Source organism: Streptomyces sp. NRRL B-24572, from assembly GCF_002156145.1.
GTDB classification, from domain to species: domain Bacteria; phylum Actinomycetota; class Actinomycetes; order Streptomycetales; family Streptomycetaceae; genus Streptomyces; species Streptomyces vietnamensis.
The window spans coordinates 1-17,225 of the sequence record NZ_MWIG01000060.1 but is presented as its reverse complement, the minus strand read 5'-3'; the positions used below and the strand labels follow the sequence as shown (position 1 = coordinate 17,225).

15 protein-coding genes are annotated in these 17,225 nt (G+C 73.5%); 3 read left to right on the top strand and 12 right to left on the bottom strand.

The window, feature by feature from the left end; all coding sequences use genetic code 11:
* Positions 1-650: MerR family transcriptional regulator (locus tag CCN56_RS03940; protein WP_256961720.1), on the bottom strand; the 650-nt coding region annotated here is incomplete at its 3' end.
* Between the two features lie 153 nt (positions 651-803).
* On the opposite strand from CCN56_RS03940, the gene CCN56_RS03935 reads away from it, so the two are divergent.
* Positions 804-2,303: an alpha/beta fold hydrolase gene (locus CCN56_RS03935; protein WP_086823647.1), complete on the top strand. Its 1,500-nt coding sequence runs from the start codon at positions 804-806 to the stop codon at positions 2,301-2,303.
* Between the two features lie 114 nt (positions 2,304-2,417).
* Here CCN56_RS03935 and CCN56_RS03930 read toward each other — a convergent pair whose 3' ends face one another.
* Genes CCN56_RS03930 through CCN56_RS03910 form a run of 5 tightly spaced genes read right to left on the bottom strand, consistent with a single transcriptional unit; the run spans position 2,418 to position 7,678 of the window.
* Positions 2,418-3,221, bottom strand: a complete 804-nt coding sequence (locus CCN56_RS03930; protein WP_256961719.1) for an ABC transporter ATP-binding protein — start codon at positions 3,219-3,221, stop codon at positions 2,418-2,420.
* A complete protein-coding gene (locus tag CCN56_RS03925; protein WP_086823654.1) occupies positions 3,218-4,219 on the bottom strand; it encodes an ABC transporter ATP-binding protein in 1,002 nt (333 codons plus the stop codon). Before CCN56_RS03925 ends, CCN56_RS03930 begins: the two co-directional genes overlap by 4 nt.
* A gap of 5 nt (positions 4,220-4,224) precedes the next feature.
* Complete coding sequence (locus tag CCN56_RS03920; protein ID WP_086823642.1) at positions 4,225-5,094, bottom strand: ABC transporter permease; 870 nt, start codon at positions 5,092-5,094, stop codon at positions 4,225-4,227.
* Positions 5,091-6,044, bottom strand: a complete 954-nt coding sequence (locus tag CCN56_RS03915; protein ID WP_086823640.1) for an ABC transporter permease — start codon at positions 6,042-6,044, stop codon at positions 5,091-5,093. The genes CCN56_RS03920 and CCN56_RS03915 overlap by 4 nt, the downstream gene beginning before the upstream one ends.
* Positions 6,041-7,678, bottom strand: a complete 1,638-nt coding sequence (locus tag CCN56_RS03910) for an ABC transporter substrate-binding protein (protein WP_086823638.1) — start codon at positions 7,676-7,678, stop codon at positions 6,041-6,043. Before CCN56_RS03910 ends, CCN56_RS03915 begins: the two co-directional genes overlap by 4 nt.
* A 145-nt stretch (positions 7,679-7,823) precedes the next feature.
* Here CCN56_RS03910 and CCN56_RS03905 point away from each other — a divergent pair, with 145 nt between their 5' ends.
* Positions 7,824-8,879 carry a LacI family DNA-binding transcriptional regulator gene (locus CCN56_RS03905; protein ID WP_086823637.1) on the top strand — a complete coding sequence of 352 codons (1,056 nt, stop codon included), beginning with the start codon at positions 7,824-7,826 and terminating at the stop codon, positions 8,877-8,879.
* 7 nt (positions 8,880-8,886) lie between these two features.
* On the opposite strand, the gene CCN56_RS03900 is transcribed toward CCN56_RS03905, so the two are convergent.
* Complete coding sequence (locus CCN56_RS03900; RefSeq protein WP_086823635.1) at positions 8,887-10,521, bottom strand: amidohydrolase; 1,635 nt, start codon at positions 10,519-10,521, stop codon at positions 8,887-8,889.
* A 159-nt stretch (positions 10,522-10,680) separates the two neighbouring features.
* Between CCN56_RS03900 and CCN56_RS03895 the strand changes: the two genes are divergently transcribed.
* Entirely contained in the window at positions 10,681-11,391 is a 711-nt protein-coding gene (locus tag CCN56_RS03895; protein ID WP_086823632.1) for a TetR/AcrR family transcriptional regulator, read from the top strand.
* Between the two features lie 185 nt (positions 11,392-11,576).
* Here the strand turns inward: CCN56_RS03895 and CCN56_RS03890 are convergent, their stop codons facing one another.
* The 5 genes from CCN56_RS03890 to CCN56_RS03870 all read right to left on the bottom strand — a co-directional run.
* Positions 11,577-13,295, bottom strand: coding sequence for an IclR family transcriptional regulator C-terminal domain-containing protein (locus tag CCN56_RS03890; RefSeq protein ID WP_086823630.1), 1,719 nt, complete (start codon positions 13,293-13,295; stop codon positions 11,577-11,579).
* A gap of 134 nt (positions 13,296-13,429) precedes the next feature.
* On the bottom strand, positions 13,430-13,885 hold the full coding sequence (locus tag CCN56_RS03885; protein ID WP_086823628.1) for a MaoC family dehydratase: 456 nt from the start codon (positions 13,883-13,885) through the stop codon (positions 13,430-13,432).
* Between the two features lie 33 nt (positions 13,886-13,918).
* Positions 13,919-15,445 carry a long-chain fatty acid--CoA ligase gene (locus CCN56_RS03880; RefSeq protein ID WP_086823626.1) on the bottom strand — a complete coding sequence of 509 codons (1,527 nt, stop codon included), beginning with the start codon at positions 15,443-15,445 and terminating at the stop codon, positions 13,919-13,921.
* A 10-nt stretch (positions 15,446-15,455) separates the two neighbouring features.
* Positions 15,456-16,325 carry an amidohydrolase family protein gene (locus CCN56_RS03875; protein ID WP_086823650.1) on the bottom strand — a complete coding sequence of 290 codons (870 nt, stop codon included), beginning with the start codon at positions 16,323-16,325 and terminating at the stop codon, positions 15,456-15,458.
* 23 nt (positions 16,326-16,348) lie between these two features.
* Positions 16,349-17,225, bottom strand: an 877-nt coding sequence (locus CCN56_RS03870; RefSeq protein ID WP_086823624.1) for an SDR family oxidoreductase, incomplete at its 5' end; no start/stop codon positions are given.

Sequence of the window (17,225 nt, the reverse complement as noted above, 5' to 3'; positions counted from 1 at the left end):
GCCTCGGCGAGGCCCTCGTAGAGCACGACCGGACGGTACGCGCCGTCCGGGAGCGGCGGCGAGGGCCGGAACTCCGGCCGTTCGAGCCGCGGGTCGGTGACGAGCGCGTGCAGCCGGGCGAAGGCGAGCACCTGGTCGGTGCCCGGCTCCTCCGGAGGCTGCGGCACCACCGCGTCGAGGACCATGGACACCACACGGCCCGGCAGCCGCGCCGGCAGGGCCCGCCGCCAGAACCGGGCCAGGGCGTCCGTGTCCGGCGGGGCGGGCAGCGCGCCGAGCAGCCGCAGCCGTTCCGCGCGTTCCCCGGCGGCGCACTCCTGGAGCAGCCGCAGGGACGCCTCCTTCCAGCGCAGCGCCACCAACTGGGATCCCACGTCCCGCAGTTGCCCCGCGACGGCCTCCTCGAGGACCTCGTCGGCCCCGTCCCGCTCCAGGACCCGCTCCACCTCCGGAACCGGCAGATCGAGGGCGCGCAGGGACCGGATGAACCGCAGCCGGTCGAGCGCCTCTGCCCCGTACCTGCGATGGCCCCCGGAACTGCGGGCCGCCTCCGGCAGCAGACCGCGATCGGAGTAGAACCGCACGGTCTTGACCGTGACACCCGCCCGCGCGGCCAGCTCCCCGATGCTCCACAGGCCGTCGGACAACACGAGGTGAACCTCTTTCAGCGGGCTCCGAACACCTTCGGACCCGTCCATTCTGACCTCCGGCCGGACCGCCCCGAACAGGTCCCTTGAATCTCCCGCAGGGGGAGTTCCTAGCGTGACCGCGAGACATCCCCCGAAGAGACAGAGGAGACGGTCATGACGGCGTTCGTGCTGGTGTCGGACACCTTCACCGGCGGCTGGGTGTGGGAGGAGACCGCCGCCCGGCTGCGCGCGGCGGGAGCGGAGGCGTACCCGGTGACCCTGACCGGGATGGGGGACCGGCGTGACGAGGCCGGTCCCGGAACCGGCCTGGAGACGCACATCGAGGAACTCGTCCGGCTCGTCGACGGGCTCACGGAGGCCGAGGTGGTCCTCGTCGGCCACGGGTACGGCCTGCACCCGGTGTTCGGCGCCGCCGACCGGCGGGCCGGACGCGTCGCCCGGATCGTCTCCGTGGACACGGGACCCCCGGCGGCCGGCGAGGCCGCCGTCCGCTCCGTACCCGACCCGGAGGTCCGCGAGCTGCTGGCCGGGCGCCCCGACGCGGCGGTCCCGCCGCCGGCGCCCGGCGCCTGGCCGCGCTGGGGCAGCGTCGAGGGGATCCCCGCCGAGGCCCTCGTACGCCTGGAACGCGAGGCCGCGCCCCAGCCGGCCGGCACGCTCACCGAACCGCTCCGCCTGACCGGCGCCGCGGCCGCCCTGCCGACCACCGGCGTCCTGTGCGCCGCCAACGGGCAGAGCATCGCCATGGTCGAGATGGCGGTGGCCTCGGGCCCGCCCCAGTTCCGGGTGTTCACCGAGGAGCGGTTCCGCTTCTTCGAACTCGCCACTGGGCACTGGCCGATGCTCTCCGCGCCGGGAGACCTGGCCGAGGTGCTGCTCCGCGCGGCGGCCGGCGAGGGCCACCGGGTGACCGCTCCCGAGGACGGGCACGAGCAGCCGTCCCACCTCCTGCCCTTCCTCCTCGACCTGCCGGAGCGGCCGCGCGACCGGATCGGACGGGTCGACCTCCACCTCCCGGACGCCGACGGGCCCCGGCCGGCGATCGTCTTCGTCCACGGCGGCCCCATCGACCCCGACCGGCGGCCCACCCCGCGGGACACGCCGTGCTTCCTGGGATACGGCCGCTACGCGGCGGGCGCGGGCGTCGTCGGAGTCACCGTGGACCTTCGGCTCCACGGCCTCGCCGACTATCCCCGGGCCGCCCAGGACCTCGCCGAGGCCGTCGAGCAGGTCCGCGCCGATCCGCGCGTCGACGGGGACCGGATCGCGCTCTGGTTCTTCTCCACCGGCGGGCTCCTCACCGCGGACTGGCTCGCCGCGCCCACGCCGTGGCTGCGGTGTGTGGCGGCCAACTATCCGGCTCTGGCACCGCTGCCCGGTTGGGAGATGGTGGAGTCCCGCTTCCGCCCGGTGGAGACCGTGGGCACGGTGGACGGACCGCCGGTCGTCCTCACCCGCGCGGGTCTGGAACACGAGGTCATCGCGGCGACCGTCGAGGAGTTCCTGACCGTCGCGAAGGAGCGTGGGGCCGACGTCGAGATCATCGACGCGCCGAACGGCCACCACGCCTTCGAACTGGTCGACCCCACCGACGAGTCCCGCGCGGTCCTGGAGCGGTCCATGCGCGCGGTCCTCGCCCGCCTGAGGGACTGACGGTATCTGCGGGGCTGACGGCACCCGAGGGGCTGACGGCACCCGAGGGGCTGACGGCACCCGGGGGACTGACGGGCCCGCCTCCCCGGCCCCCGTGGGCCGGGGAGGCGGGGGTCACCCCTGCCCCGCGGGCCGCCTGGTCCGCCGGGGCACGGAGTCCAGGAGGAGCCGGGTGTACGGGTGTTCCGGCCGGTCCAGGACCTGCGCGGTCGGGCCCGTCTCCACGACCCGGCCGGACTTCAGCACCAGGACCTCGTCCGCGATGTGCCGGACCACCGCGAGGTCGTGGGTGACGAACAGGTAGCCGATGCCCGACTCGCGGCGGATCGTGCCGAGGAGTTCGAGGATCTGCGCCTGGATCGACACGTCGAGCGCGGCGACCGCCTCGTCGAGGACGAGGACCCTGGGCTCCACGGCGAGGGCGCGGGCGATCGCCACGCGCTGCCGCTGCCCGCCGGAGAGGCCCCGGGGCAGGGCCGAGGCCTCGCGCGCGCCGAGGCCGACCTGGTCGAGGAGCTCGCCGACCCGGGCCTTCCGGCCCGCCTGGTCGAGGTCGGTGTGCAGGCGCAGGACCTCGTCCAGGCAGCCCGAGACGGTGATCCGGGGGTCGAGCGACAGGTACGGGTCCTGGAAGACCATCTGGATCTCCCGGGCCCTGGCGAGCCGTTCGGCCCGCCCCCGGGGCAGGGTGGAGCGGTCCCGGCCGCCGAGGTGGACCGTGCCGCCGTCGGGGCGCTCCAGGCCGACCAGCATCCGGACGGTGGTCGTCTTGCCGCTGCCGGACTCCCCGACGAGCGCGAGGCAGGACCCGGGAGCGAGGGCGAAGGACACGTCGTCGACGGCCGTGTGGTCCCCGTACCGCTTGCGCAGGCCCTCGACGACCAGCCCTTCCTCGATCGAGACGGGTGCGACGGTCACAGGGTGATCCCTTCTTCGGCACGGTGGCAGGCGGCGAGCCCGTCCCCGTGGCGTACGAGCACGGGCTTCTCCTCCGTGCAGCGCGGCACCGCGTGGGCGCAGCGCGCGGCGAAGGAGCAGCCGGGCGGGGCCTCCGAGAGGGAGACGGGGCGGCCCGGGATGGGCCGGGGGGCCGGTGCGTCCGGTTCGAGACGCGGGGTGCAGGCGAGCAGGCCCGCCGTGTACGGGTGCCGGGGCCGGTCGAACAGCTCGTCCGTGGACCGGGTCTCCACGATCCGGCCCGCGTACATGACGTACACGCGGTCGCAGACGGACGCGGCCAGTTCGAGGTCGTGGGTGACGAACAGCATGCCCGTGCCCCGCTCGGCCCGCAGCCGTGCCAGGATCGAGATGACCTCGGCCTGGGTGGTGACGTCGAGCGCGGTCGTCGGCTCGTCGGCGACGAGGAGGGCCGGCTCGCTCGCGAGGGCCGCCGCGATGACGACCCGCTGGAGCATGCCGCCGGAGAACTGGTGCGGGTGGCGGCGCAGCGCGCCGCGCGGGTCGCGGATGCCGACCGCGTCGAGGAGTTCCTCGGCGCGTGCGGTGGCCTGTGCGGCCGGGGTCCCGGCCGCGCGCAGCCCCTCGGTGAGGAAGTCGCCCACCCGCCGCAGCGGGTTGACGGAGGCGCGCGGGTCCTGGAAGACCATCGAGACCTGCCGGGCGCGCAGCGCGGTGAGCTCGGCGCGGTTCATCGCGAGGACGTTCCGCCCCGCGACCCGAACCTCCCCCTCGGCGCGGGCGCCCCCGGGCAGCAGCCCGAGGACGCTGCGGCAGGCCACGGACTTGCCGGAGCCGGACTCGCCGACCAGACCGACGGTCTCCCCGGGCCGCACCGTCAGGCTCACCCCGTCCAGGATCGGCCGGGCGGCCCGGTCGCCGGCGAGGCGGACGCCGAGGCCCTCGATCTCCAGGACCGGCGCGGTCTTCGGAAGGGGTGCTTTCGGCACCGTACTCATCGCGTTCACCGTTCCCGCTTCGCGATCCGGTCGGCGAGCCCCTCGCCGACGATGCCGAACGCCACCACGGCGAGCACGATGCACGCGGAGGGCGCGAGGGCCGGCAGCATCGCCCCCTGCAGGACGGCCGCCTGCCCCTCGTTGATCATGGCGCCCCAGTCGGCGGCCGGCGGCTGCACCCCGAAGCCGAGGAAGGACAGCGCCGCCAGGTCCATCAGGGCGTACCCGAAGTTCATCGCGGACTGGGCGAAGACCGTCGGCGCGATGTTGGGCAGCAGATGGCGCACGCACACGGTCCAGCCGGACCAGCCCTGCACCCGGTACGCCTCGATGTACGGCCGGGCCTTCTCCTGCCGCGCGATGCCGCGGACGAGCCGGCCCACGTACGGGGTGTAGGCGACGGACATGGCGATCACCGGAGCGGTGAGCCCCTCGCCGACGACCGACACGAGGAGGATCGCGAGCAGCAGACCGGGGATCGCGAAGACCAGGTCCATGGACCGGGAGAGCACCGTGTCCACCCAGCCGCCGCGCCAGGCCGCCACCACGCCGAGGAGCGTGCCGAGCAGCGTGGAGACGGCGACGACGAGCAGCGGCCCGAGCAGCCCGGTGCGGGCGCCGACCAGCAGCCGGGACAGGATGTCCCGGCCCGACTGGTCGGTGCCGAGCAGGTGGTCGCCCGTGGTGCCGGCGAGACTCGCCGACAGGTCGAGCGCCTCGGGGCCGTACGGGGTGAGGACGGGCGCGAGCAGGGCGACCAGGACGAGCAGGGCGAGCACCGCGACCGAGACCGCGAAGAGCGGTCCCTGGCCGAACAGGCGCAGGGCGCGGAAGCCCGGCCTGCGGTACGGCACCGCGGAGGTGGTGGAGGTCATGAGGAGCCTTCCCCGAGGGAGAGACGGGGGTCGATGAGCGGGGCGAGCAGGTCGACGACGAGGTTGACGAGGACGAAGGCCGCCACGCTGAGCAGCGTGATCGCCTGCACGACGGCGAAGTCCTTCGCGGTCACGGACTGCACGAGCAGCGAGCCGAGCCCGGGGACGTCGAAGGCGGTCTCGACGATCGAGGTGGAGACGAGGAGGCCGGCGAGCATGGTGCCGCCGACGGTGACGACGGGGCCGAGGGCGTTGCGCAGGACGTGCCGGCGGACCACGGACCGGCCCGCGACGCCCCGGGCCCGCGCCACCTCGACGTGCTCGCGCCCGAGTTCGTCGAGCATCGCCGAACGGGTCACCCGGGCGAGGAGTCCCGCGAAGGACAGCGCCAGGGCGAAGGACGGCAGGGTCAGCTGGTACAGCCGCTCGGAGAGGCCCGCCGGGGTGCCGCCGCCCGGCCCCGGGAACCAGCCGAGCTGCACGGAGAAGAGCGAGACGAGCGCGATGGCCGTCACGAACGAGGGCGTGGCGGTGGCGACACCGGTGCCGATGAGCACCGCCCGGTCCGGGACGCCGGGGCGCAGCGCGCCGAGGATGCCGGCCGCGATCCCGAACACCGCGACGAGCACGGCGGCGTAGCCGACGAGCAGCGCGGTGCCGGGCAGCTGGGAGCCGATGAGCGAGGCCACGTCCTGGTGGTACTGGGCCGAGCGGCCGAAGTCGCCGCTCAGCACTCCACCGAGCCACTTCGCGTACTGCGTGACCAGCGGGTCGTCGAGGTGGTGCTCCGCCCGCAGGGCCGCCACGGCCGAGGGGGTCGCGGGGCGGCCGTGCAGGAGGAACGACACCGGGTCGCCGGGGGCCAGGTGGACGGAGCCGAAGACCACGAGGGAGGTCACGAACAGCACCGCCGCCAGGCCGAGGAGCCGTCCGACGAGGTAGCGCGTCATCGCTTGGGGGCCCCGATCGTCGCGGCCCACGGGAAGTAGAGCTGGGAGATGCCGGTCGGGGCGCCGGTGATCCGCTTGCCGAGGTAGACCGAGTAGGGCGCCTCGTACACGGGGATGATGGGCAGCTCTTCCATCGCGATCTTCTGGAGCTTCGCGGTGAGTTCGGCGCGCTTGGCCGGGTCGGGCTCGGAGTTGGCCTTGTCGAAGGCGACGTCGTACTCGGCGTCCGACCAGCGGCCGTAGTTCCCGAAGTCGCCGGTGTGCAGGTACTGGTAGAACTCCAGCGGGTCGGGCGTGTTGTCGTAGCCGTTGGTGATGACCAGGTCGAGGCCCTCGCGCGCGGCCGGGTCGACGAAGATGCTGCTGTACGCGTCGGGCGAGACCGGCTTCAGCACGACGTTGAGGCCGATCCGGCGGCCGGCGTCCTGGACGGCGTTGGCGACGACGCTGATCTCCGGCGCCAGGGTGCTGGTCACGATGGTGATCGTCCGGCCGCTCGCGTGGGCCTCCTGGACGAGCTTCTTCGCGGCCTCGACGTCGTACACGGGCTCGGGCAGCGTGTCGTAGAGCTCCGCCGTCTTCTGCGGGGCCAGCGCCCAGGCGCCGCGCGCGGCGGGGGCCTTGGCGGGGACGCCGACGCCGCCGGCCGCCGCCTTGATGATGTTCTTCCGGTCGAGGGCCATCGACAGGGCCTTGCGGACCTTGAGGTTGCCGAGCGGGCCGTGGAAGTCGAGGACCGCGAGGTCGGCGGCGGCGGTGTTGGGGCCGAAGAGGAGAGTGCCCTTGTTGCCGGCCTTCAGCTGGGCGAAGGAGGAGGACGGGACCAGGTAGCCGCCGTCGGCGGCACCGGAGAGGAGGGCGTTGGAGCGGGCCGAGGCGTCCTCGACGAAGGTGAACTTCACCTTCTCGGACTTCGGGGTGAGCGACTTGTCCCAGTAGGCGGCGTTCTTCTTCAGCGTGATGCTGTCGCCCTGGGCCCAGGAGTCGAGGGCGTACGGACCGGTGCAGTTCAGCTTGCCCTTGGGGGTTCCGTAGTCCTTGCCCTCCTTCTTCAGCGAGGCGGCGCTGACGACGGTGCCGGGGGAGGCGGCCATCAGCTCGGAGAAGAGGACGTCCTCCTTGCCGAGGCGGATCGTCACCTCCAGGGGGCCGGTCTTCTCGATGGCGTCGACGGACTTGAAGGAGGAGCCCCACGGGGAGCCGGTCTTCGGGTCCATCTGGCGCTTGAGGGAGGCGACCACGTCGTCGGCGGTCATGGTGGTGCCGTCGTGGAACTTCACCCCGGGCCGCAGGGTGTAGACGAGGGTGCGCGGGTCGGGCTGCGACCACTTCACGGCGAGGCCGGGCACGATCTTCATGTCGGGCGTGACCCGCAGCAGCTGCTCGCACACGTTGGCGAGCACGGTGTTCGGCGGGTAGTCGTACGCGAGGGCGTAGTCGAGCGTGTACGGCTCGGCGTACAGGGACCAGGTGAAGGAGTCCAGCGGGCCCTGCGCGGGCGGGGAGGTCGGGCTGACCTCGAAGTTCGTGCCGCCGCCGGCGGCGGGCGGCTTCGTGGCGCCGGAGCAGGCGGACGTGGTGGCCGCGAGGGCGGCGGTACAGACGAGAAGCGCGAGGGCTCTGGGGATGCGCATGGGGAGGGACCCACCCCTTTACAGGTGTAGTGACGGGCTCGGGGGGATGGAGCGAGTATTGGTGCGGGAACGTTCCCGCACAAGACCTGCGACCGACTTTGCGGGAACGGTTTCGCACAGGTCACGAGGGTGGCAGCATCACCCCATGACCGAAGCTTCACGGCACGGCGGGCAGCCCTCGCCGCCCATCCCGCGCGTCCGCCTCGTCGACGTGGCCCGCGAGGCGGGCCTGTCCAAGACGACCGTCTCGGCGGCGCTCAACGGCACCGGCAGACTCTCCCCCGAAGTGCGGGAGAGGGCCCGCGAGACCGCGCGCAGAATGGGCTACCGGCCCAACGCCAGCGCGCGCCAGCTGCGCGCGGGACGGGCCAGGCTGATCGGATACGTGGTCGGCGAGTTCGCCGCCACTCCCTGGACCTTTCTCGAGTCGCCGTACTTCGCAAGACTGACCGGTGCCACCGCGGCCACCGCGCTGCGCCGCGGCTACGCCGTGGTGCTGCTGCCCGCCGGCTCCCTGCAGAGCGAGTGGGCCGACCTGTCCCTCGACGCCGTGGTCGTCGCCGACCCCGTCGCCGACGACCCGGTCGTCGAGAGCCTCCTCGCCGCCGGCATCCCCGTCTTCACGGACCGATCCGTCGAGGGGCTGCCGGGGGCGTACTGGGTGGACGTCGACGGGGGCCGCGCCGTCCGCGAGACCCTCGACCACCTCCGGGAGCAGGGGGCCCGCAGGCCCGTCCTCGTCGTGCCGGACAGCACCACCCGCTTCCACGCGGGGGTGTACGCGGCCCACCGGGAGTGGTGCGCCGCCCACGGCCTGCCGGAACGGGCGGTACGCGTCGCGGAGGCCGGCAACGGGCCGGTGGTGCGCGCCGTCGAGACCGCCCTGACCGCCGAGGGGCCGGAGCGCCCCGACGCCCTCCTGGTGGTGGCCGAGGCGAGCCCGCCCCTCGTCCTGGAGGCGGCGCGCCGCCACGGGTACGAGGTCCCGGACGACCTGCTGGTCGTCCTGGTCAGCGAGGACGCCACGGCCCTGCACACCGAACCGCCGGTGACCACGCTGAGCCTGCGGCCCGAGGCGGTCGCGGAGGCCGGTGTGGAGCACCTGGTCGCGGTCCTGGAGCACGGCCGCCGGGAGCCGGCCGGGACGCTCGTGCCGACGCGTCTGGACGTGCGGGGTTCGTCGGTCAGGCCGTCGGCGTAGGCACCGGTCAGACCGAGTGGACCAGCTGTCCGCCGACGTAGGTCCGCTCCACCCGGGCCTCGGCGATCTCCTCCGGCGGGCCGGTGAGGATGTCGCGGTCCAGGACGACCAGGTCGGCCAGGTGGCCGGGGCGCAGGCTGCCGGTGTCGTCGAGACCGTTCACGTGCGCGGTGCCCGCGGTGTACGCGGCGAGCGCCGTGGTGAGGTCGAGGCGCTGCTCGGCGTAGAAGACCCGGTCGTCGGTGGCCTCGGGGTCGCGGCGGTTGACCGCGACGTGGATGCCCTCGATCGGGTCCGGGCTGCTGACCGGCCAGTCGCTGCCGGCGGCGAGGGTGGCCCCGGCCCGGACGAGGTCGCCGAACGGGTACTGCCAGGCGGCGCGTTCGGCACCCAGGAACGGGATGGTCAGCTCGTCCATCTGCGGCTCGTGCGCGGCCCACAGCGGCTGGATGTTCGCGATGGCGCCGAGCGCCGCGAAGCGGGACAGGTCGTCGGGGTGGACGACCTGGAGGTGGGCCAGGTGGTGGCGGTTGCCGCGGCGCCCGTTGGCGGCGATCGCCGCCTCGAGGGCGTCCAGGGCCTCACGGACGGCCCGGTCGCCCAGGGCGTGGAAGTGGACCTGGAAGTCGAGGGCGTCGAGCTCGGTCACGTACCCGCGCAGCGCCTCGGGGTCGACGAAGCTCAGCCCGCTGTTGGCGGTGGCGCAGCCGCAGCCGTCCAGGTAAGGGGTGGTCATGGCGGCGGTGAAGTTCTCCGCGATGCCGTCCTGCATGATCTTGACCGAGCCGGCGCGGAACCGGCCGGCGCTCAGCTTCTCGCGCCGGGCGACCAGTTCCGGGATCTGTTCGGCGCCCCGCTCCCGGTCCCACCAGAGCGCGCCGGTCACCCGGGCGGTCAGTGAGCCGTCGAGGGCGGCGGCCATGTACGCCTCCGACGGGTCGGCCATGCCGCCGAAGGAGCCGAGCAGCGCGTCCTGCCAGGCGGTGATGCCGAGCGAGTGCAGCAGCTTCTGGGCCCGCAGCAGACCGGCGAGCCGTTCCCCGGCCGTGGCCTCCGGCACCAGCCGGCCGACCAGGCCGATCGCGCCCTCCTGGAGCGTGCCGCTCGGGGTGCCGTCCGCCTCCCGCTCGATCCGGCCGTCGGCCGGGTCGGGGGTGGTGGCGGTGAGGCCGGCGAGCTCAAGGGCACGGGAGTTGGCCCAGGCGCCGTGGTGGTCCCGGTTCGACAGCAGCACCGGCCGGTCGGGGACGACGGAGTCGAGCAGCTGCCGGGTGGGCAGGCCGCCCTCGAAGCTCTCCATGGACCAGCCGCCGCCGGTGATCCAGGCCTTCTCCGGGTGGGCGTCCGCGTACTCGCGGATCCGCTCCAGGTACTCGGCGACGCCGACCGTGCCGGTCAGATCGCATTCGGCCAGCTCCTTGCCGCCGCCGACGGCGTGGATGTGGGCGTCCTGGAAGCCGGGGAGCAGCAACTTCCCTTCCAGATCGACCACTTCGGTGGACGGCCCGATGAGGTCCCGTACCTCGTCGTGGCCGACGGCCGCGATCCGCTCGCCGACGACGGCGAGCGAGGTCGCCCGGGTGCGGGCCGGGTCCGCAGTGAAGACGGGACCGCGGGTGAAGACCAGATCGGCCGTGGTCATGGGCGCTCCAGAACAGGTGGTGTGGGTTGGTGGGCGCCATGCAAGCGGGAGGGCGGTTCACACGTCAATGGCGTTGACGTAAGAATCCGGCCAAGGGGGTCGTGCGGTCGCCCCGAATGGCCGTTTACACGTCAACTATGGTGACGTAATGTTCCGGCCATGTCCGAACGCGTCGTTCCCGAAGGGAGTCGGCAACGTCGCCGCCCCACCAAACAGGGCGCCGTCCTCTCGGAGCGGCTCATCGTCGACACCGCGCTGCGCCTGATCGCCCAGCACGGCGCGGAAGCCCTCTCCGTACGGAGGCTGGGCGCCGCCCTCGGCGCCGACCCCACCGCCCTCTACCGCTACTTCCGCAACACCGACGCCCTGCTCCTCGCCGTCGCCGACGAGATGATCGGCCGCGCGCAGGAGGGCTGGACGGCGACCGGAGACTGGCGCACCGACCTTCGTACGATGGGGCTGCGCATCAACTCCTGCTACCGCAACAACCCGCAGGCCGCGGCCCTCGCGGCCCATCGCACCACCGGCCGTCCCCACGAGACCCGGGCCGTCGAACGGGTCCTCGGCATCCTCCGCACCGCCGGCTTCCCCGACGACCTCGCCGTCCGGATCTACCACGCCTTCGTCGACCAGGCCCTCGCCTTCGCCGCCCAGGACGCGGCGGCGGCGGCCCTGCCGGCCGCGGCGCGGGAGAAGGACGAGGAGGTCTGGCACGAGGTGTACGGCCGACTGTCACCCGACACCCACCCGAACATCGCGGCGACGTTCCCGCTGCTCGCGGCGGACATGAGCGACAGCGGCTACCCGTTCGCCCTGGAACTGATGCTGTCGGCGGTGGCGGCCCTCCGCCCCCCGGGCGCGGCCGCCTGACGCAACGGCCCGCCCGGCGCGGAGGTGCGCCCGCTCCCCGCCCCGCCCGTGTGGGCGATCGTCCCGTTCGGGCAGGGGACCCCCTTGCCCCAGCGGGACGATCGCCCACACGGGGGTGAGCGGGGGTGCCGCCCCGGCGGGCGCAGCCCGCAACGGGCGGGGCGCGGGTCCGTAGACGGGCGGTGTCAGCCCGTCGGCACCCGGGAGAAGCGGCCCACCGCCGCCACGTCCGCACTGATCCGCCCCGCCGCCCCCCGCAACACCGGCAGCAGCGCGGCAAGGCTCTCCTCCGGTGTGGTCCGCCCCGCGTGCAGCGCCACGTTGACCGCCGCGACCGCCCGGCCCTCGCCGTCGGTGACGGCCACCGCGAGGGAGCGCAGGCCCTCCTCCAACTCCTGCTCCACCCACCCGTAGCCGCGCGCGGCCGTCGCCGACACGACCTTTTCGAGCCCCTCGTGGGTCGTCACGGTGTACGGGGTCAGCGCCGACGGCGTGATCCGCCCGAGGCGCGAGGCGCGCTCCTCCGGGGACAGGTCGCCCAGCAGCACGCGGCCCATCGAGGTCGCGTACGCCGGGAGCCGGGTGCCGACCGTGATGTCGATGTGCATGATGCGGGTCCCGGCGACCCGTGCGACGTACCGGATGTCGTCCCCGTCGAGGACGGCGACGGACGCGGACTCCTGGACGCGAAGGACCAGGTCGACGAGGTGCGGGGTCGCGATCTCCGGCAGGCTCAGGCCGGAGAGGCGGGCGTGGCCGAGCTCCAGGACCCGGGGCAGTACGACGAAGCCGCCGGACTCCTCCCGTACGTACCCCAGATGCCGCAGGGTGATCAGCGACCGGCGTGCCGTCGCACGGGGGAGCCCGGTCAGCCGGGCGAGTTCGGAGAGCCGCACCGGACCACGGACGGACCCGAAGGCGCGCAGCACGTCGAGCCCGCGCGCGAGCGACTGGAGGAACCCCGAGCCGAGCTCCTTCTTGAGCACGGCCACGGGGGCCGGGACGCCGTTCGCGGGTGCGGCGGCGACCGGTGCCGCCGCCAGCGCGGCCTCCATCGCCGCGACCGTCCGGCGCAGCGGCGGCAGGGCCGTGTCCACGAGGGACGCGGCGCTGTGCCGGCTCGTGTGGCCGACGACAGCGACCGCGCAGACCACCGCGCCACCGGGTCCCCGTACGGGAAGGGCGACGGCGAGCAGCCCCGGCTCGATGGTCTGGTCGTCCACGGCCATGCCGCTTTCGCCGGCCTCCCGTACCCGCTCCAGGAACTCGGCCTCGACCTCGTCGGGAGGGGCGTCCGGGCGGGGCGGTACGGAGGGGAAGCCGGTGTCCTGCGGGTCCTTCGCGCGCCGGGCCCGCCACCGCTCGAGGTCGGCCGTGTCCCACTGCGCGGCGAACAGGGCGCCGGGCGCGCACCGCTCGGCCGGCAGGAGGCCACCGGGCCGGAAGGAGCTCGCCGTGGCGCGGCGGCGGGTGGCCTGGGTGAGGAAGCGGACGCCGTCGCGGTCGGGGACGGCCAGGGACACCGACTCGTCGAGCGCGTCGGCGAGGGCGACGACGTGCGGCCCGAGGAGTTCGGGGAGTCCGCTGGAGGCGAGGTAGGCGTTGCCGAGTTCGGCGGCTCCGGGGGCGAGGAGCAGCTCGCGTCCCTCCGCCCTGAGGACGCCGAGGCGGACGAGCGTCGTCGCGATCCGGTCGATCGTGGAACGGGCGAGTCCCGTCGCCCGGGCGAGGTCGCCGGGGCGGTGGCGGACGTCGGATCCCGTGGCCATCGCGCGGAGCACGGCGAGCCCCCGTTCCAGCGGTCCTACGAGCTCGCCGGGTGCGTCCTCCGCCTCCGCCTCTGCCGCGGCCTTGGGATCGGGCTCGGTCTCGGGCTCGGCCTCGACCTCGGCGGTCTGCGGCATCGTCGGGGCTCCTCGGGGCATTGACAAGGACAAGCGCGGGGCCACCGTATCCGCCGCCGTCGACCTGCCCGTCGCGTGGTACGCGAAAGGGGGCGGCCGCGTCGGCAGCCGCCCTCTTCCCCGTACGACGCGGATCAGGCGAAGAAGCGGTACACCGCCTGCGCTACGCACGCCGGCTTGGTGACACCGTCGATCTCCACGGTGAGGTCCACGACGACCTCGACTCCGCCCTTGACGTCCTCCACGGACACCACGCGGCCGTGCGTACGGATCTTCGAGCCGACGCGCACGGGGGAGGGGAAACGGACCTTGTTCAGGCCGTAGTTGACGGCCATCGACACGCCCTCGACCTGGAGCAGCTCGCTCCACATCGGGATGAGCAGGGAGAGCGTCAGATAGCCGTGGGCGATGGTGCCGCCGAAGGGTCCCGCGGCGGCGCGCTCGGCGTCGACGTGGATCCACTGGTGGTCGTCGGTGGCGTCGGCGAAGGTGTCGACGCGCGGCTGGGCGATCTCGACCCAGGAGCTGTGGCCGAGGTCGGCGCCCGCCTGGGCCTTGATCTCGTCGATGCCGTGGACGGTGAGAGCCATGGTGGTACTCCTCTGGTGCAAAGGGATGAAGGGTCAGGCGTCGGCGTCGTTGCCGTACAGCGCCCGGATCGGGGCCTTGAGCAGCTTTCCGGTGGCGTTGCGGGGGAGCTCCGGAGCGAGGACGACGCTCTTGGGGATCTTGTAGCGGGCGAGCCGGGGCTCCAGGTGGGCGATCAGCTCCTCCGTGGTGACGGTCGCGCCCGCGCGGGTGACGACGACGGCTCGCCCCACCTCGCCCCAGCGGGCGTCGGGCACGCCGATGACGGCCGCCTCGGCGACGTCCGGGTGCAGGAGCAGGGCGTCCTCGATCTCGACCGGGTAGATGTTCTCCCCGCCCGAGATGATCATGTCCTTGAGGCGGTCGACGAGCGTGACGTAACCGTCCTCGTCGACCGTGGCCACGTCGCCCGACCGGAAGCGCCCCCCGTCGCGGAAGGCCGCGGCGGTCGCCTCCGGGAGGTTCCAGTAGCCCGGGGTCACGTTCGGTCCCGCGACGACGACCTCGCCCTTCTCGCCGGGCCCCGTCTCCTCGCCGGAGGGCAGCAGCACCTGGACGTCGGTGAAGAAGTGCGGGACGCCCGCCGAACCGGCGTGGCTCAGCGAGTCGGCCCGGTCCAGGATGAGGGCGCCCGGCGCGGTCTCCGTCATGCCGTACCCCTGGACGAAGGTGAGGCCGCGGTCCAGGTAGGCGTGGGCGGTGCGGGTCGGCACCGGGGCTCCGCCGCAGAGCAGGGTGCGCAGACTGGTCAGGTCCGCACCTGCCCACCCGGCGGTCGCCGCCATCGCGTCGAACATCGTCGGCACACCGAACATGTAGGTCACCCGGTGCCGTGCGACGAGCCGCAGGGTGCGTTCCGCGTCGAAGGAGGGCTCCAGGAGGACCGTGCCGCCCTTCAGGAGGATCGGCAGGCAGCTCATGTTGAGGGCCCCGGTGTGGAACAGCGGTGCGGCGACCAGGGCCACCTCGTCGCCGGCGATGTCGGTGTCCACGAGGACGTTGAGACTGTTCCAGACGATGTTGCCGTGGGTGAGGACGGCGCCCTTGGAACGGCCGGTGGTGCCCGAGGTGTACATGATGAGGCAGACGTCCTCGTGCCCCACCTCCTCGTCGATCGGCTCCGTCGACGCGGCCGCGAGCAGCTCCTCGTACGAGGACCCCGGTCCGCCGTCCACGGCGAGGACGGTGCCGACGCCGGCTCCCTCCGTCAACTCCTTCACCCGCTCGGCCGACTGCCCGGCGTGCACCAGGACGATGCTGCCCGAGTCGGTCAGCTGGTGGAGCAGCTCCGGTACGGCGAGACGGGTGTTGAGCGGGACGAACACCGCTCCCAGAATGCCCGCCGCGAAGAGCGTCTCCAGGTACGACGGGTGGTTGGGTCCGAGGTACGCCACCCGGTCACCGCGGTCGACCCCGGCACCCCGCAGGGTGTGGGCCAACCGGACGCAGCGGCCGTGGAGTTCGGCGTAGTCGACCGCGCGGCCCTCGTGTAGGAGGGCGGTGCGCCGCGGCGTTCTGCGGTCGCGGCGGGCGGGCCAGGAGCCGATGCCCTGGTTGCGCATGGGATACCCCTCAGTTTCCGGTGAGACCGAGCAGGCGGGCCGCGTTCTCCTTGAGGATCTTCGGACGGACCTCGTCCTTGATCGGGAGCTCCGCGAAGTCGGCCAGCCAGCGGTCCGGGGCGAGCAGCGGGAAGTCGGAGCCGAACAGCACCTTGTCCTTCAGGAGGCTGTTGGCGTACCGGACCAGCTGCGGCGGAAAGTACTTCGGCGACCAGCCCGACAGGTCGATGTACACCTGCGGCTTGTGGGTGGCCACCGCGAGCGCCTCGTCCTGCCAGGGGAAGGACGGGTGGGCGAGGACGATCCTCATCCCCGGGAAGTCCGCGGCGACGTCGTCCACGTCCATCGGGTTCGAGTACTTCAGCCGGATGCCCCCGCCGCCGGGAGCGCCCGCGCCGATGCCCGTCTGCCCGGTGTGGAAGACCGCGATCGCGCCGGCCTCCTCGATCGCCTCGTACAGCGGGTAGGCCATTCGGTCGTTGGGGTGGAAGGCCTGGATGTTCGGGTGGAACTTGAAGCCCCTGACCCCGAACTCCTCGACGAGGCGCCGGATCTGACGGACCGCCGCCTTCCCCTTGTACGGATCGACGCCGGCGAACGGGATGATCACGTCCGGGTTCTTCAGCGCCGCCTCGGCGATCTCCTCGTTCGGTACGGGCGGGGTGCCGGTCGCCGACTCCGCGTCCACCGTGAACACCACGCAGGCCATCCGCCGCTCGCGGTAGTACGCGGCGATCTCCGGCAGCGTCGGGTGGCGGTGCTCCGCCTTGAAGTACGCGCCCGCGGCGGCGTCGAGCTCGGCGGAGAGCGAGGCCCCGCCCTTCTCCGACACCTCGGCGTGGGTGTGCATGTCGATCGCGACGAGCGCGTCCACGTCCATCGGGGGCACCGGGCCGTCGCCGCTCACAGCTGCGGCGCCGGGATGCCGAAGGTCTCGGGGGTGCGCCCGACGGTCACCGGCCAGGCGGCCGCGATCGCCTCGGCGCTCCAGCCCCCGTCGGCGTACGCCACCGACACCTCCCGCGGGTGCGACCACAGGGAGAGCTTGTCGCCGCCGATGCCGACGCACTGGCCGGTCACCCCGGCGGAGGCGTCCGAGGCGAGGAAGGTCACCAGACCCGCGACGTCCTCGGGCGTGCCGAAGCCCTCGCCCTTGCGCAGGCTGTCCGGGAAGGCGATGCCTTCCTGCTCCAGGGCCTCGACGTGCGGGGCGAAGACGGGGATCGTCTTGGTCATCGCGGTCGCGGCGACCGGGATGACGGCGTTCGCGGTGATGCCGGCCTTCGCCAGCTCCATGCCCCAGGTGCGGACCATGGCGGCGATCCCGGCCTTGGCCGCGGCGTAGTTGGTCTGCCCGAAGTTGCCGCGCTGCCCGGCGGGGGAGCCGGCGACGACGATCCGGCCGCCCTCGCCCTGGGCGCGCATCCGCTCGACGGCGGCGCGGACGCAGGTGAAGGTGCCTCGCAGGTGCACCTCGACGACGGTGTCGAAGTCCTCGTCCGTCATCTTCCACAGCACCCGGTCCCGCAGGACGCCGGCGTTGGTGACCATGACGTCGAGCCGGCCGTACGCGTCGACGGCTCGGGCGACGAGCGCCTCGGCGGCCTCGGTGGAGCCGACGGGAACCACCTCGGCGACGGCCTTTCCGCCCTCGGCGGTGATCAGGCGCACGGCCTCGGCGGCGGCTTCGGCATCCACGTCGTTGATCACCACGGCGGCGCCGGCGGCGGCGAGCGAGCGGGCGTAGGCGAGGCCGAGTCCGCGGCCGCTGCCGGTGACG

Excerpts from the sequence above, each read along its gene's own strand:
- CCN56_RS03935 (WP_086823647.1), top strand. The coding sequence starts at position 804 with ATGACGGCGTTCGTGCTGGTGTCGGACACCTTCACCGGCGGCTGGGTG.
- CCN56_RS03925 (WP_086823654.1), bottom strand. The coding sequence starts at position 4,219 with ATGAGTACGGTGCCGAAAGCACCCCTTCCGAAGACCGCGCCGGTCCTG.
- CCN56_RS03920 (WP_086823642.1), bottom strand. The coding sequence starts at position 5,094 with ATGACCTCCACCACCTCCGCGGTGCCGTACCGCAGGCCGGGCTTCCGC.
- CCN56_RS03915 (WP_086823640.1), bottom strand. The coding sequence starts at position 6,044 with ATGACGCGCTACCTCGTCGGACGGCTCCTCGGCCTGGCGGCGGTGCTG.
- CCN56_RS03910 (WP_086823638.1), bottom strand. The coding sequence starts at position 7,678 with ATGCGCATCCCCAGAGCCCTCGCGCTTCTCGTCTGTACCGCCGCCCTC.
- CCN56_RS03905 (WP_086823637.1), top strand. The coding sequence starts at position 7,824 with ATGACCGAAGCTTCACGGCACGGCGGGCAGCCCTCGCCGCCCATCCCG.
- CCN56_RS03900 (WP_086823635.1), bottom strand. The coding sequence starts at position 10,521 with ATGACCACGGCCGATCTGGTCTTCACCCGCGGTCCCGTCTTCACTGCG.
- CCN56_RS03895 (WP_086823632.1), top strand. The coding sequence starts at position 10,681 with ATGTCCGAACGCGTCGTTCCCGAAGGGAGTCGGCAACGTCGCCGCCCC.
- CCN56_RS03890 (WP_086823630.1), bottom strand. The coding sequence starts at position 13,295 with ATGCCGCAGACCGCCGAGGTCGAGGCCGAGCCCGAGACCGAGCCCGAT.
- CCN56_RS03885 (WP_086823628.1), bottom strand. The coding sequence starts at position 13,885 with ATGGCTCTCACCGTCCACGGCATCGACGAGATCAAGGCCCAGGCGGGC.
- CCN56_RS03880 (WP_086823626.1), bottom strand. The coding sequence starts at position 15,445 with ATGCGCAACCAGGGCATCGGCTCCTGGCCCGCCCGCCGCGACCGCAGA.
- CCN56_RS03875 (WP_086823650.1), bottom strand. The coding sequence starts at position 16,325 with ATGGACGTGGACGCGCTCGTCGCGATCGACATGCACACCCACGCCGAG.